The following is a 13,762-nucleotide window of genomic DNA, read 5'->3' on the forward strand; positions in this document are numbered from 1 at the left end:
GTTCGGCCTGGCGCCGGGCGCCGGTCTTGCGGAAGACCTCGCGCAAGCGCGAGCGCGCTGAACAGCTCGCGGCGATGGTGAATTCCCGGGAATAGCCCCACGCCTGCACCCGCGAAGCCCATAACCTTCATCAGCGCACTTCTCCGGTGCTCGCTTGAAAGTGAAAGCTGCACCGACGCACCACCAAGCTGCACGCTTGCAGCTCAAGACCTGTGGCATTGCAGTTCCGCAGCTGTACGCGAGCAGATCTACAGCCGCTGTTCTCTAGCCTGGACCTTCATGCATGCAGCAAATGAGTGCGCGGCTGAACCTGTGGAGATTCAACGGCGCAGGTGGTGACCCACGCCCATGCAACTCAAGAGTGCACGCTTGCAGGTTCAGGGGGACTCGCGCCCATCGAGGAGCCGATCGGCAGTAGCTGCGCGGAGCAAACCTGCGGTGAAAGCCTCAGCTCCAGCCCCCCACTTCCAGCGCCAAGCCGATTCCTGCGCAGACCGCCAGCGTCAGCAGCAGGTTCACGCGCAGCACGAGCAGCGCGATCATCGCGCCGGCGCTCAAGGCCAGCGCCGGCAGCTCGATCGTGGCGACGTCCGGAACCGGCAGCTGCAGGCCGAACTGCGTGTAACGTCCGACCTCGCCGAACAGCACGTGCAGCGAGAACCAGATCGACAGGTTGAGGATCACGCCGACGACGGCGGCGGTGATCGCGGTCAGCGCGGCGTTCATCCAGACGTTGCAGCGCAGGCGCTCGATGTGCGGGGCGCCGAGGAAGATCCACAGGAAACACGGCACGAAGGTGACCCAGGTCGACAGGCTGCCACCCAGCACGCCGGCCAGCAGCGGATCGATCGAGCCCGGGTTGCGATAAGCCCCCAGAAAGCCGACGTAGGTCAGCACGAGGATCAGCGGCCCCGGCGTGGTTTCGGCGAGCGCGAGCCCGTGGACCATCTCGCCGGGCTGCAACCAGCCGTAGCGTTCGACCGCCTGCTGCGTCACATAGGCCAGCACGGCATACGCGCCGCCGAACGTCACCACGGCCATCTTGCTGAAGAACAAGGCCTCCTGCGTGTAGACGTTGCGCGCTCCGAGCACGATCAGCAGCAGCGCGACCGGCAGCAACCAGAGCAGCACACCGGAGAGCAGCACCCGCAGCGTCCACGGCGTCGCGGCCCGCGGCGTGACCAGATCTTCGTCCTCGTCGTCATGGGCACGCCCGGCCGACAGGACCACCTTCGGCGCGTAGCGCGCCGCGAGCAGGCCGAGCGCACCGGCGGCGAGGATGATCAGCGGAAACGGAACACCGAACGCAAAGATCGCGACAAAGGCGGCGAGCGCCAGCCCGTACAGGGCCCGATGCTTGAGCGCCTTGCGCCCGACCCGGAACACCGCCTCGACGACGATCGCGAGCGTCGCCGCCTGCATGCCGAGCAGCAGGCCCTGCATCCAGCCCAGCTCGCCGAAGCTCACGTAGGCGATGGCGATCAGCGTCATCAGCACGAAACCGGGCAGCACGAACAGCAGGCCCGCGGCGAGCCCGCCCGCGGTCTTGTGCAGCAGCCAGCCGATGTAGGTCGCAAGCTGCTGGGCCTCCGGCCCGGGCAGCAACATGCAGTAGTTCAGCGCATGCAGGAAACGCGTCTCGGAAACCCAGCGCTTCTCCTCGACGACGATGCGATGCATCAGCGCGATCTGCCCGGCCGGGCCGCCGAAATTGATGAAGCCGATCTTGAGCCAGACCAGCAAGGCTTGGCGGAACGTGGGCGATTGCAGGCGAGCGGAGCCGGCGGGCGGGCTCGAAGGGTTCGACATGGTGCGGGGCGTATTGTCTTGTCGCGCGACATTACGCCATCGGCGAAGAAGCTGTGATTTCAATGCGGCTTCGATGCCGACGACGGTCCACGGATGACGGATTTCCGTCCATCGTCATGCGGCCCTTCGGCGCCTAGCATCCGGACATCGTCGCCTGGAGCATGCGCCATGAGTTGGGAGCAGATCGAACGACCCGTCCTCGGGCATCGCATCGGCGGTCACGTCGTCATGCGTGGCGAGGGCGCGCTGGCGGTCGAAGACCCGTGCAGCGCGCGGCCCTATGGCGAGATTCCGATCGCTTCGGCGGCCGAGGTCGATGCCGCCGTCGCCGCCGCCAAGGCCGCGTTCCGCGCCCCGGCCTGGCGCCAGCTCGCACCGCTCGCGCGGGAGCGCCTGCTGCACAAGCTCGCCGATGCGATCGAGGCCGATGCGCCGCGCATGGCCGCGCTCGAAGCGCTCGACACCGGACGCCCGATCGCGCTGACCGAGACGGTCGACATTCCGGGCGCCTGCGCCTGGCTGCGCACCTACGCGGGCTGGCCGACCAAGCTGCACGGCCGCGCGGGCTCGCTGGCCGCGGCGACGATTCCGCATCACGCCTACGTGCGACGCGAGCCGGTCGGCGTGGTCGCCGCGATCACGCCGTGGAATTTCCCGCTGATCCTGAGCCTGTTCAAGATCGCGCCCGCACTCGCGGCCGGCTGCACGGTGGTGCTCAAGCCGGCGCCCGAAACGCCGCTGACCGCACTGCGCCTGGCCGAACTCGCGCTGCAGGTCGGCTTTCCGCCCGGCGTGCTCAACGTGGTGCTCGGCGATGGAGCGAGCACCGGCGCCGCGCTGGTCACGCATCCGGACGTGGCGAAGATCGCGTTCACGGGCTCGACCGCCACCGGGCAGGCGATCCTTCGCTCCTCGGTGCCCGAGCTCAAGCGCGTGACGCTCGAACTCGGCGGCAAATCGCCCTCGATCATCTGCGCCGATGCCGATCTGGCACGCGCGATTCCCGAAGCGGCGATGGCCTGCTTCTTCAACTCCGGCCAGGTCTGCTACGCGGGCACGCGGCTCTATGTGCATCGCTCGCAATACGAAGCCGTGCTGCAGGGGCTCGCCGAGGTCGCCGGCACGCTGAAACTCGGCCCGAGCTGGTCGCGCGACAGCGCGCTCGGCCCGCTGATCAGCGCGCGCCAGCGCGACAAGGTCGATGGCCTGGTCAGCCGCGCGCGTGCCTCGGGCATCGCCGAAGCCGGGCCGCGCGGTGCGGCGCCCGAGCACGGTCACTACTACGCACCGACGATCCTGCGCGACGTACCGCCCGAAGCCGAGATCGCACGCGAAGAAGTGTTCGGCCCGGTGCTCGCGGTGACGGCTTTCGACGACGTCGACGAGGCCATCGCGATGGCCAACGACAGCGTCTACGGCTTGGCCGCCCACGTCTGGACGCGTGATTTGCGCATCGCCCATCATGCGTCGGCCCGGCTCGAAGCCGGGACCGTGTTCGTCAACTGCATGTTGCTGGCCGATCCGTCGTTTCCGTTCGGCGGCATGAAGAAATCCGGCATCGGCCGCGAGAACGGAGCCGAGGTCTTCGATGCCTATCTCGAAACCAAGTCGGTCGTCATCGCGCTGAACTGAGCCGCCGCGAGAGGAGAACAACAAAATGAAAATCACCGCCGCCGTCGCGCGCGCAGCGAACGCCGACTTCACGATCGAGCCGGTGGAACTCGACGATCCGCGCGACGACGAAGTGCTCGTGCGCATCGCCGGTGTCGGCATCTGCCACACCGATCTGATCGCACGCGACCAGCACATTCCGGTTCCGCTTCCGGCCGTGCTGGGGCATGAGGCTTCGGGCGTCGTCGAGCGCGTCGGTGCTCGGGTTCGCAAGGTCAAGGCCGGTGATCGCGTGGTGCTGAGCTTTTTGTCCTGCGGCCATTGCGAGCGCTGCGAACACCGCGAGCCCAGCTACTGCCATTCGTTCGTCGCACTCAATTTTCCGGGTGTTCGCGCGGACGGCAGCTCCGGCATGCGCATCGGCGGGCAAAGCGTTTCGGGACGGTTCTTCGGCCAGTCCTCGTTCGCGACGCATGCGCTCGCGCTCGAGCGCAACGTGGTCAAGGTGACGGACGAGGTCGCGCTCGAACTGCTGGGGCCGCTCGGCTGCGGCTTCCAGACCGGGGCCGGCGCGATCATGCGGTCGCTGGCCTGCGAGGCGGGTTCGTCGGTCGCGATCTTCGGTTGCGGGGCCGTCGGCATCGCGGCCGTGATGGGCGCAGCGATCCAGCGCTGCAAGACCATCATCGTCGTCGAGCCGCAGGCCGCGCGTCGCAAGCTCGCGCTCGAACTCGGCGCCACGCATGCGATCGATCCGATCCATGAGGACACCGCGGCGCGCATTCGCGAAATCGCAGCGGCCGGCGTTCGCTATGCCTTCGACAGCACGGGTATCGGGCCCGTGATCGAAACCGCGCTGGGCGCTCTGGCCCTGCACGGCACGCTCGGCGTCGTCGCGGCCGCGACGCCCGACACCAGCATCGCGCTCAACTTGACCGCGGCAGTCATCGGCGGCTGGACCATCAAGGCGATTCTCGAAGGCGACAGCGACCCCGACGAGCTGATTCCGGAGCTCATCCACCACTATCGCGAGCAGCGCTTCCCGCTCGATCGGGTGATCCAGACCTTTCCGCTCTCGCGCATCAACGAGGCGGTGGCCGCGCAGCATCGCGGCGACTGCATCAAGGCCGTGCTGATTCCCTGATGATTCCCTGAGTCTGGATCGGATCACGTCCATGCACATTCACGATCACGCCCTCGCGAAGCCCGAAGCCCCGGCGGTCGTCATGGACGACGGCGAGGCGCTGAGCTTTCGCGCACTCGATCGCGGCTCGATCGCGCTCGCGAATCACTTCATGGCGCTCGGCCTGCAACGCGGCGACGTCGTCTCGATCGTCATGGAGAACCGGCCCGAGTATTTCGTCGTCGTCTGGGCCGCGCTGCGCTACGGCCTCTACCTGACGCCGATCAACTGGCATCTCAAGCGCGACGAAGTCCGGCACATCATCGACGACTCCGATTCGAAGCTGCTCGTGAGTTCCGAAGCGCTCGACGCACTCGCCGACGAGGTCTGCGCGAATACCGGCTGTGCGCTCAGGGTCAGCGTCGGCGACAACGCAATTTGGCAGTCGATCGTCGAGGCCATGCATGGGCCGGCGCCGGTCGCTGCGCGGTTCGATGAGACCGAAGGCCTCATCATGTACTACTCCTCGGGCACGACCGGAAAGCCCAAGGGCATCAAGCGCAAGATGCTGTTTCCGCCGCTCGGCACGCCGGCGCCCGTCGAGGCCTACATCCGCACGGCCTACGGCGTCGGACCCGACACCGTTTATCTGTCGCCGGCCCCGCAGTATCACGCGGCGCCATTGAACTGGTGTCTCGCGGTGCAACGCAGTGGCGGCGCGCTGGTGGTGATGCGCAAGTTCGATCCGGTGCGCGTGCTGCAGCTGATCCGCGAACACCGGGTCACGCATGCGCAGTTCGTGCCGACGATGTTCGTGCGCATGCTCAAGCTGCAGCCCGAAGATCGTGAAGGCCACGATTTTGCGAGCCTGCGCGTCGCCGTTCATGCCGCCGCTCCATGCCCGCCCGAGGTCAAGCGCGACATGCTGCGCTGGTGGGGGCCGGTCATTCACGAGTACTACGGTGGCAGCGAGAGCAACGGCGTCACCGCGCTGGGCCCCGAAGACTGGATCGCCAAGCCCGGCTCGGTCGGTCGCGCGGTGCTCGGCCAGTTGCATATCTGCGATGCGGACGGAAACGAACTGCCCGCCGGCGAGATCGGCGACGTCTACTTCTCGGGCATGCCGGATTTCCACTATCACAAGGATCCCGAGAAGACCCGCGCGGCCTATAACCGCCACGGCTGGAGCACGCTCGGAGACATCGGCTACGTCGATGCGGACGGCTATCTGTTCCTCACCGATCGCCAGGCTTTCATGATCATCTCCGGTGGTGTGAACATCTACCCGCAGGAGATCGAAAACCTGCTCGTCACGCATCCGAGCGTGATGGACGTGGCCGTGGTCGGCGTTCCGCATGCGGAGTTCGGAGAAGAAGTCGTCGCGGTCGTGCAGCTGCGCGATCCTTCGGCTGCGAGCGAAGCGCTCAAGCAGGAACTCGCGCAGTTCTGCCGCGATCAGCTCGCCGGCTTCAAGTGCCCTCGCCGCTTCGTGTTCGATGAAGCCCTGCCGCGCATGCCCAACGGCAAGCTGCTCAAGCGGCTCATCAAGTCTCAGCTCGGCGCGGCCTGAGGCGATCGCGAGCCGAGCACGGCCATCAGCGAGGTTCGGTTGCGCACCGCGTGCTTGCGGTAGATGCGACGCAAATGGTTTTCGACGGTGAACTCGGAGAGCCTCAGCTGAGCCGCGATCTGCTTGTTGCTGCGGCCACAGCACAGCGCATCGACGACGTCCTGCTCGCGCCCGGTCAAGGCCACATCGGGGCGCACACTGGTTTGCGGCGGGAACGCGGAGCGCACGATCGCGGAAGCCGTTCGCCGGAACAGGCGTCGCGTCGAATCGCGCACCGGCTGAGCCGAAAGATGCGCGCGCTCGCGACCCTGTCGCATGAGCCCGAGCACCAGCCAAAGACCGTCGCCCACTTCGTGCACGGATGCGGCGCTCTCGCAATAACCCTGGCGCCGCATGAATTCCCAGTACGGCCGGGTTCGCCGGCTCTGGTCCCAGCTTTCGACTTCCGCCTGATCGAAGACGTGCAGGTCCGCGGGCGCCTGCGCAAGCCGGTCGGCTGCGAGCAGCAGAAACGGATCGAGCGCGCAGATCGAATCGCGATAGGCGTGGTTGATCTCGTTCGTCGGCCCCAGATTGAACAGAAAGCGGGTGCGCTCAACCGGCGCTTCGCGATCGAACAGAAACAGCGTCGCACTGCTGGCCCCGGCTCCATCGGAGATGCTGCGCAGCAGTTCCACGTCTTCGCGAACGATCAGGTTCATCACCGGCTCCCGATAAAGTCCGGCTTGCGCTTCTGCAGGAAGGCCGCCACGCCTTCGCGGCATTCGGCGCTGGCCCCGGCGGTGACGATGGATTCGACCTCGGCGTCGAGCTGATCGCCCAGGCTGCGAGTCGCGCCTTCGATGAGCAGCCGCCGTGCGGCACCGATCGCGGCGGTTGGCGCCTGCGCAAGACGCTGCGCATAGGCTTGCGCTTGTTCGGCCAGCGCCGCGTCATCGACCACGAGCGTGGCCAGACCTAGCGCTGCGGCCTCTTCGGCGCCGACTCTCCGGCCGGTCAGGATGATCTCCTGCGCTCGACGCAGACCCACCACGCGAGGCAGCCACCAGCTCATGCCACCATCCGGCGTCAGGCCGAGGCTGCCGTAAGCCGCGCTGAAATGCGCCGAGCGTGCCGCGAGCACCAGATCGCCGATGAGCGCCAGGCTCAAGCCCGCGCCGGCGGCCGGGCCGTTGACGACGGTGATCAGCGGCTTGCGCATGCGTGCGAGCTGCATGAGCGCCTCGTGCAAAGTCGTCGCGAGCTCGCGCAGGAACTCGGGGATGGCCTCGCCAGCCGCCGAAAAAGCCGTGATGTCCCCGCCCGCGCAGAACATGCGGCCCGCACCGGTCAGCATGACGCAGCGTATCGAGGCATCGGCTTCGCAGCGCTGCGCGGCATCGAGCAGGGCCGCCGCCATGTCGAGATCGATCGCATTGCCGGCGGCGGGCCGATCGAGCACGAGGCGCGCGATCGATCCGTTTCGTTCGAATTTCAAGGCTGCGGGTTCGGCGGACATCGGCTCGCTCCGGTTGCGCCGCCTGGCTCAGCGGCAGGCGTCCATCTGCCCGCACGCCAGCGCGACGAGGCGTGGAAAGCAGCGCGCCCGCTCCTGCGCATGCTTCGATGCGGCCGTGCCGCGAATCACGCGTCCCTTGATGCCATGGAAGATCGCGGCCATGCGGAAGAAATTGAACGCCAGGTAGAAGTCGTAAGCGGGCATCGCCGCACGCCCGGTCCGTGCGCAGTACGCGGCCACGTAGTCGCGTTCGGACGGAATGCCGAGCGCTTCCACGTCGGTGCCGCCGAGCCCGGCGACGATGTCGGGCGGCATGCGGTACATCATCGCGTGATAGGCGAAGTCGGCCAGCGGATGGCCGAGCGTCGACAGCTCCCAGTCGAGCACCGCGAGCACGCGCGGCTCGGTCGGGTGAAAGATCATGTTGTCGCAGCGAAAATCGCCGTGGATCAGGCGGGTTTCGTCGTCGCCCGGCGGGATGTTGGCGGGCAGCCATTCGATCAGCCTGTCCATGCCGGCGTCGCGGCCGGCATCGGTATCGTCCAGATACTGGCGCGACCAGCGCGCGATCTGGCGCTCGAAATAATTGCCGGGCTTGCCGTAGTCGGCGAGGCCGATCGCCTCGTGGTCGAGGCGATGCAGCTGCGCGAGCGTCTCGTTCATGGCGTCGAAGTAGCGCGGTCTTTGCGCCTGCGCCACTTGCGGAAAGCGCGCGTCCCAGAAGATGCGCCCTTCGACCATCTCCATGACGAAGAACCAGGTTCCGATCACGTCGGCGTCCGTGCACAGGCCATGCACCTGGGCGACCGGAAAGCCCGTTGCCGACAACGCCGACAGCACCCGGGCCTCGCGCTCGACCGCATGCGCGCCCTTGACCAGTTCGCCAGGCGGCTTGCGACGCATCACGTAGCTGCGCGCGGGCGTGACGAGCTTGTAGGTCGGGTTGGACTGCCCGCCCTTGAACTGCTCGACGGTCAACGGACCTTCATAGTCCGCAACGTTCGCCTGCAGCCAGCGAGCGAGCGCCGCCTGGTCGAAGCGATACGCCTCGCGCACCGGCGTCGTGCCCGCGTTGGCCTCCTGTCCGACTGCGCTCATGCCGCGCTCCCGCGTCGCCAATCACGCTGTATCTTCTTCGCCAGCGACCATTTGTGCACCTCGGTCGGCCCGTCGTAGATGCGAAACGCGCGAATCTCGCGAAACACCTGCTCGACGATGGTGTCGCCGCTGACACCGGTTCCGCCCATGACCTGCACGCAGCGATCGGCCACGCGCATGAGCGCTTCCGAGACCGCGACCTTGGCCATCGAGCTTTCGGCGATTCCATTGGCGCCCGCATCGAGCACATCGGCACACCAGTCGATCATGAGCTCGGCCTGGCGCAGATCGATCAGATTGTCCGCGAGCATGAAGCCCACGCCTTCATGCTCGATCAGTGGCTTGCCGAAAGCCTGGCGACGATTGGCGTAGTCGGTCGCGATCTCGTTCGCGCGCGTGCAGGCGCCGAGCCAGCGCATGCAGTGCGACAGGCGCGCGGGTGCGAGCCGCAGTTGCGCGTAGGCGAAGCCTTTGCCACTGCGGCCGAGCATCTGCTCCTGCGGCACGCGCAGGTCTTCGATCGCGACCACGGCGTGCCCGCCCGGCATCGAATCGTCGATCGTGTCGAGCAGGCGCTCGATGCGGATCGCCGGATGCGGCAGCTCGACCAGGAACATGCAGGCGCCGTCGTCGGACTTGGCCATCACGATGCCGACGCCCGCGCCCGCCGCGCCGGTGATGAAGGCCTTGCGACCATTGACGATCCAGTCGTTTCCATCCCGACGACAGCTCGTCTTCATCATCGAAGGATCGGAGCCCGCCCCGCCTTCGGCGGCCGGCTCGGTCATGAAGAACGCGGAGCGCACCTGGCCCGATACCAGCGGGCGCAGGAAGCGCTCGCGGATCAGCGGGCTGCCGACCTTGGAGAGCAGGAACATGTTGCCCTCGTCCGGCGCCGCGGTATTGCAGGCCAGCGGGCCGAGCGGAGACAGGCCGCTCATGCGCAGCACGTAGGCGGTTTCGCGCTGAGTCAGATGCGTTCCGTCTTCGAGCACGTGCGGCGTCATCACGTCGGCGGCTCGCGCGAGTCCGCGCAACTCGTGCACCAGCGCATCGGTCGGCCCGTGCGAGTCTCGACGTGGATCGCGCTCGTAGGGCGCGACGACATCGCGAACGAAGCGCTCGACGCGCTGGCCGATCCGTTGCGCCCTGTCGCTGACACCGGCCGGCTTGATGGCTTCGCTCCGCATGCGGATCAGGCCCTCGCGAAGCGCATCGGCAGATGGCGGATGCCGTCGATGAAGTTCGAGCGGATGCGTGCGACTTCACCGGCGATCTCGAAACGCGCGTAGCGCTGCACGAGCTCTTCGAGAAATACGCGTATCTGCATCTCGGCGAGCCGGCTGCCGGCGCAGACATGCGCGCCGGCTCCGAAGCCACGATGCTTGACGATCGGCCGCGTGATGTCGAAGCGGTTTGCATCGGTCCAGATGTCGACATCGCGGTTCGCGGACGGATACCAGAACAGCAGCTTGTCGCCCTTGGCGATCTTCACGCCGCGAATCTCGGTGTCTTCCATCGCCGTGCGACGCATGTGCATGACCGGCGAGACCCAGCGCACGATCTCGTTGACCGCGCCCGGAATCAGGCTCGCATCGGCGCGCAGGGCGGCCCACTGATCGGGATTCTGCGCGAGCGCGATGAGGCCGCCCGAGATCGAATTGCGCGTGGTCTCGTTGCCACCGACGAGCACGAGCACGACGTTGGCGTAGAAGTCGCGCATCGGCACCGGGCTGCCATCGCGCTCGCGGCTGATCAGCGTGATCAGGTCGGTGCGGTCGCTGCCCTCCCTGGATGCGCGCAGCTCGCCCGTGTAGCCCATGAGTTCGCCGAGCACCTGGCCCATGTATTCGGGCGACTGCCGGAAATCCGGATCATCCTCGCCGATCAGCGCATTGGTCCATTCGTAGAGCTTGGACTCGCGCTCCTCGGGCATGTCGAGCAGTTCGGCGAGCGTCTTGATCGGGATCGGAGCCGAAACCCGATCGACGACGTCGAGCACGCCGCCGTCCGGCACCGCGTCGAGCAGCTTGACGATGCGCGCCCGGATGCGCGCTTCCATCTCGACGAGCCGCGGCGAGGTCACCGCCTGCATGACCATCGTGCGCTGCTGCACCTGCTTGGGCGGATCGCGCGAGATGAACGGGATGCCGATCGGGCTTTCCGAGCCGGTGCCGGCGACGCCCGAGGCCACTTCCTCGAAGATCCGGTGACCGCCGTTTTCGGACGCCGACGAGAACAGCTTCGGGTTCATCGAAGCCTGCGTGATGTCCTCGTACTTGAGCAGCGACCAGAAGCCCGCTCCGCCCGACCATTCACTCCAGACCACCGGCGAGCGATCGCGCAGCTCCGCAAACAGCGCATGCGGGAATCCGTTGGCGAACAGATCGGGATCACCGAGTTCGAACGGGGCTATCGGCAGCTTGTCGCGACGACTCATGGTGAGCTCTCCAGATGGCGGCCGATCAGAATTCCCAGGCCAGGCGCAGGCCGTAGGTGACCGGGGCGCCGAGCGAGACGTTGGTTCCGAAGTCGGCCTGCAGCACGCCGATCTGGTATTTCTCGTCGAGAATGTTGTTGCCGTAGACGGTCGCGCGCAGGTTCCAGGGCTCGTACAGATAGCTCACGCGTACGCCGAGCAGGTCGTACTTCCTCTGCCGTGCGACATCGGAGTTCTGCGCGGTGAAGTAGAAGCCGCTGTTGTAGTAGTAGTCGCCGCCGACTTCGAGCGGTCCGCCCGGAATCTGCCAGGTCTTGGCGAGCGTGAGCGTGGTGGTGAACTTGGGCGAACGCGAGATGTGGTTGCCGGTGAAGTCGTTGTTGGGCGAGAAAATACCCGTGCTCTCGCTGAAGCCGCTGCCGTTCGAAAAGTCGGTGAACTTGGCGTCGATGTAGGCGCCGCTGAACGTCACTGCGAGATCGTCGACGAGATCGGGGAACAGGATCGCGCTGATGTCGAAGTCCATGCCCTTCACTTCGGCGGCGCGCGCGGTCTCGAAGGTCACCACGCCGCCGTTGAGCAGCGAGACGTACTGCACCTGCAGATTGCTGATGTCGTAGTAGAAGCCCGCGCCCGCGAAGGTCATCAGACCGTCGAAGAAGCTGCGCTTGACGCCGACTTCATAGGCACGCGTCTTCTCGGGTTTCACGTAGTCGACGGCCTGCAGCAGCTTGAGCGGGTTGTAGGTTCCGCTCTTGGTCGCCTCCTGGTACGAGGCGTAGATCAGCGTGTCGTCGAAGACGTGGAAATCGATCGAGGCCTTCGGGCTGAAGCTGTTGGTCGTATGGCTCAGCAGGTTGGAGTCGGGGTTGAGCGGGAAGATCGGAATCGACCCGCCGTCCATGGTTTCGAGTCCGTTGTAGGCTTCGACGATGTAGCGCTTCTCCTCCTGGTAGCGTCCGCCGAGCGTCAGCGACATCCAGTCGGTCAGGTCGGCCGTGACCTGCGAGAAGTAGGCGATCGACTTGGTGCCGAGCGTGCCGTAGACGACGACGTTGCCGGACGGCAGGTTGGTCTGCAGAAAGCTCGGCAGCTGATCGAGCGAAACGAAGTTGAGCAGGGCACCGCGCAGGTCGTTGACGAGCGATACGCGCTGATGCAGGCCGCCGTCGTAGCCGGATTCGCTGCGGAAGTAGTAGCTGCCGATGATCCACTTGAGCCATTCGGGGCTCGAGTCGTTCGACAGGATCTGGAACTCGGCCGACTGCACGTCGGCGAACAGCTTGGGCCCTTCGAAGCCGACGAGCGGGCGCGGCGAGCCGTCGTAGTCGTAGGTCGCGGCGGTCTTGATGAGCTGGTCGCTGCCGAGCAGGCGCAGGTTCGCCCACGGCAGGCTCCACTTGATGTCGCCGTAGACCACGCGATTGTCGATCGACTGGTCCGTGCCTTCGTCGAGTTCGCCGCGATAGCCCGTTTGCGGCGTCACGCCGAGCGTGCGCGCAAGCGGGCTCGGAAACGCATTGGTCTGGAACAGCGTACCGGCGCCGTCGGAGCGATAGAGCAGGCCCGCGAGCGTGGCGTCGATGTCCTCGGTCGGAGCCCAGCGCACTTTGAGCCGCGCCGCCTTGCTGACGATGGGATCGAGGCTTTCGCCGTTCGAGTTCGCGCTGACGTTGATGCGTCCGCCCTGGTAGAACTCTTGGGTGTTGTAGAAAGCCGACAGCGAAAATGCGAGCTCGTCGCTGATCGGAATATTGGTGTTGACGCGAGTCTTGAGGACGTTGTAATTCGCGACCTCGCTCTCGACCTGCGTGCGCGCCTCGCTGAAGTCCGGCGCCTTGGTCAGCACGTTGACCGCGCCGCCGACGGCGTTGCGCCCGAACAGGGTGCCCTGCGGCCCCTTGAGCACTTCGATGCGATCGACCGCGCCGAATTCCTGCGCAAGGCCCTGCGAGAACGGAAAGTAGATGTTGTCGATGTAGTAGGCGACGCTCGGATCGCCGAGCAGGAACGCATCCGAGCCGACGCCGCGCAGATAGATCAGCGTGAAGCCGACGGCCTGCGTGATCGTCAGGCCCGGCGTGATGCGCCCGAGCGAAGTCGCATCGGTGACGCCGCGCGCATCGAGGTTGTCTCCACTGAACGCCTGGATCGAGATCGGAACGCTCTGCAGATTCTCTTCACGCTTCTGCGCGGTGACGATGATCTCTTCGACCAGTCGCGAGCGCGGCCCGCCGGCTTCCTTGGTTTCCTCGGCCGCCTCGTCTTGCGGACCCTGGACGGCGATCGTGTCCAGGCCGGATGCGCCATCGGGTGCAGGTGCCGCGGCTTGTTCTGCGGGACCGCTTTCCTGGGTTGCGACGAAAGCCGAATCGGCGGTCGGCACCTCGACCGTCGAAGCTTCGATCTGTGCGGATGCACCGAGAGCCAGCAACAGCAAGCCCACCGGCACGCCCGTGCCGATCACTTTTTTCATTGTCCCCTCTCCTCGCTACGAACGATCGCCCGGCATCGTGGCCGGGCCTTTCGGGTTCTTCGCCCCGTGAAACGATTCAAGCACACAAAGAGACACTGTGTCTACAACACGAGACATTACGTCTACCACCAGCCGAT

Annotated in this window: 10 protein-coding genes; 3 read left to right on the plus strand and 7 right to left on the minus strand. The window is 66.2% G+C overall.

The features are described 5' to 3' along the window. Positions 1 to 447: 447 nt before the first annotated feature. Positions 448 to 1,809, minus strand: a complete 1,362-nt coding sequence (gene chrA / locus WQQ_RS04010; RefSeq protein WP_007183784.1) for a chromate efflux transporter — start codon at positions 1,807 to 1,809, stop codon at positions 448 to 450. A 168-nt stretch (positions 1,810 to 1,977) separates the two neighbouring features. On the opposite strand from chrA, the gene WQQ_RS04015 reads away from it, so the two are divergent. The 3 genes from WQQ_RS04015 to WQQ_RS04025 are packed head-to-tail and all read left to right on the plus strand — an operon-like array spanning position 1,978 to position 6,113. Next, the gene (locus tag WQQ_RS04015; RefSeq protein WP_007183785.1) at positions 1,978 to 3,441 is read left to right on the plus strand and encodes an aldehyde dehydrogenase family protein; all 1,464 of its coding nucleotides are present in this window, start codon (positions 1,978 to 1,980) and stop codon (positions 3,439 to 3,441) included. 25 nt (positions 3,442 to 3,466) lie between these two features. Beyond that, positions 3,467 to 4,564, plus strand: coding sequence for an NAD(P)-dependent alcohol dehydrogenase (locus tag WQQ_RS04020; RefSeq protein WP_007183786.1), 1,098 nt, complete (start codon positions 3,467 to 3,469; stop codon positions 4,562 to 4,564). 31 nt (positions 4,565 to 4,595) lie between these two features. After that, positions 4,596 to 6,113: an acyl-CoA synthetase gene (locus WQQ_RS04025; RefSeq protein WP_007183787.1), complete on the plus strand. Its 1,518-nt coding sequence runs from the start codon at positions 4,596 to 4,598 to the stop codon at positions 6,111 to 6,113. Here WQQ_RS04025 and WQQ_RS24685 read toward each other — a convergent pair. The 6 genes from WQQ_RS24685 to WQQ_RS04055 are packed head-to-tail and all read right to left on the minus strand — an operon-like array spanning position 6,095 to position 13,625. Further along, positions 6,095 to 6,814, minus strand: coding sequence for a helix-turn-helix transcriptional regulator (locus WQQ_RS24685; protein WP_007183788.1), 720 nt, complete (start codon positions 6,812 to 6,814; stop codon positions 6,095 to 6,097). The two genes, WQQ_RS04025 and WQQ_RS24685, sit on opposite strands and share 19 nt — an antisense overlap. Continuing rightward, positions 6,814 to 7,611 (minus strand): enoyl-CoA hydratase/isomerase family protein, encoded by a 798-nt coding sequence (locus WQQ_RS04035; RefSeq protein ID WP_007183789.1) that lies wholly within the window; start codon positions 7,609 to 7,611, stop codon positions 6,814 to 6,816. Before WQQ_RS04035 ends, WQQ_RS24685 begins: the two co-directional genes overlap by 1 nt. Positions 7,612 to 7,638: 27 nt before the next feature. Next, positions 7,639 to 8,709 carry a phosphotransferase gene (locus tag WQQ_RS04040; protein WP_007183790.1) on the minus strand — a complete coding sequence of 357 codons (1,071 nt, stop codon included), beginning with the start codon at positions 8,707 to 8,709 and terminating at the stop codon, positions 7,639 to 7,641. Continuing rightward, positions 8,706 to 9,899 (minus strand): acyl-CoA dehydrogenase family protein, encoded by a 1,194-nt coding sequence (locus tag WQQ_RS04045; protein WP_007183791.1) that lies wholly within the window; start codon positions 9,897 to 9,899, stop codon positions 8,706 to 8,708. The genes WQQ_RS04040 and WQQ_RS04045 overlap by 4 nt, the downstream gene beginning before the upstream one ends. 5 nt (positions 9,900 to 9,904) lie before the next feature. Beyond that, complete coding sequence (locus WQQ_RS04050) at positions 9,905 to 11,149, minus strand: cytochrome P450 (protein ID WP_007183792.1); 1,245 nt, start codon at positions 11,147 to 11,149, stop codon at positions 9,905 to 9,907. A 25-nt stretch (positions 11,150 to 11,174) separates the two neighbouring features. Next, the gene (locus WQQ_RS04055) at positions 11,175 to 13,625 is read right to left on the minus strand and encodes a TonB-dependent receptor (RefSeq protein ID WP_007183793.1); all 2,451 of its coding nucleotides are present in this window, start codon (positions 13,623 to 13,625) and stop codon (positions 11,175 to 11,177) included. Positions 13,626 to 13,762: the final 137 nt, after the last annotated feature.

The organism is Hydrocarboniphaga effusa AP103, from assembly GCF_000271305.1.
In the GTDB taxonomy this organism is placed as follows: domain Bacteria; phylum Pseudomonadota; class Gammaproteobacteria; order Nevskiales; family Nevskiaceae; genus Hydrocarboniphaga; species Hydrocarboniphaga effusa.

What these genes read in the sequence shown, in the direction of transcription:
- WQQ_RS04035 (WP_007183789.1), bottom strand. Translation starts at nt 7,611, where the DNA reads ATGTCCGCCGAACCCGCAGCCTTGAAATTCGAACGAAACGGATCGATC.
- WQQ_RS24685 (WP_007183788.1), bottom strand. Translation starts at nt 6,814, where the DNA reads ATGAACCTGATCGTTCGCGAAGACGTGGAACTGCTGCGCAGCATCTCC.
- WQQ_RS04045 (WP_007183791.1), bottom strand. Translation starts at nt 9,899, where the DNA reads ATGCGGAGCGAAGCCATCAAGCCGGCCGGTGTCAGCGACAGGGCGCAA.
- WQQ_RS04040 (WP_007183790.1), bottom strand. Translation starts at nt 8,709, where the DNA reads ATGAGCGCAGTCGGACAGGAGGCCAACGCGGGCACGACGCCGGTGCGC.
- WQQ_RS04020 (WP_007183786.1), top strand. Translation starts at nt 3,467, where the DNA reads ATGAAAATCACCGCCGCCGTCGCGCGCGCAGCGAACGCCGACTTCACG.
- chrA (WP_007183784.1), bottom strand. Translation starts at nt 1,809, where the DNA reads ATGTCGAACCCTTCGAGCCCGCCCGCCGGCTCCGCTCGCCTGCAATCG.
- WQQ_RS04055 (WP_007183793.1), bottom strand. Translation starts at nt 13,625, where the DNA reads ATGAAAAAAGTGATCGGCACGGGCGTGCCGGTGGGCTTGCTGTTGCTG.
- WQQ_RS04025 (WP_007183787.1), top strand. Translation starts at nt 4,596, where the DNA reads ATGCACATTCACGATCACGCCCTCGCGAAGCCCGAAGCCCCGGCGGTC.
- WQQ_RS04050 (WP_007183792.1), bottom strand. Translation starts at nt 11,149, where the DNA reads ATGAGTCGTCGCGACAAGCTGCCGATAGCCCCGTTCGAACTCGGTGAT.
- WQQ_RS04015 (WP_007183785.1), top strand. Translation starts at nt 1,978, where the DNA reads ATGAGTTGGGAGCAGATCGAACGACCCGTCCTCGGGCATCGCATCGGC.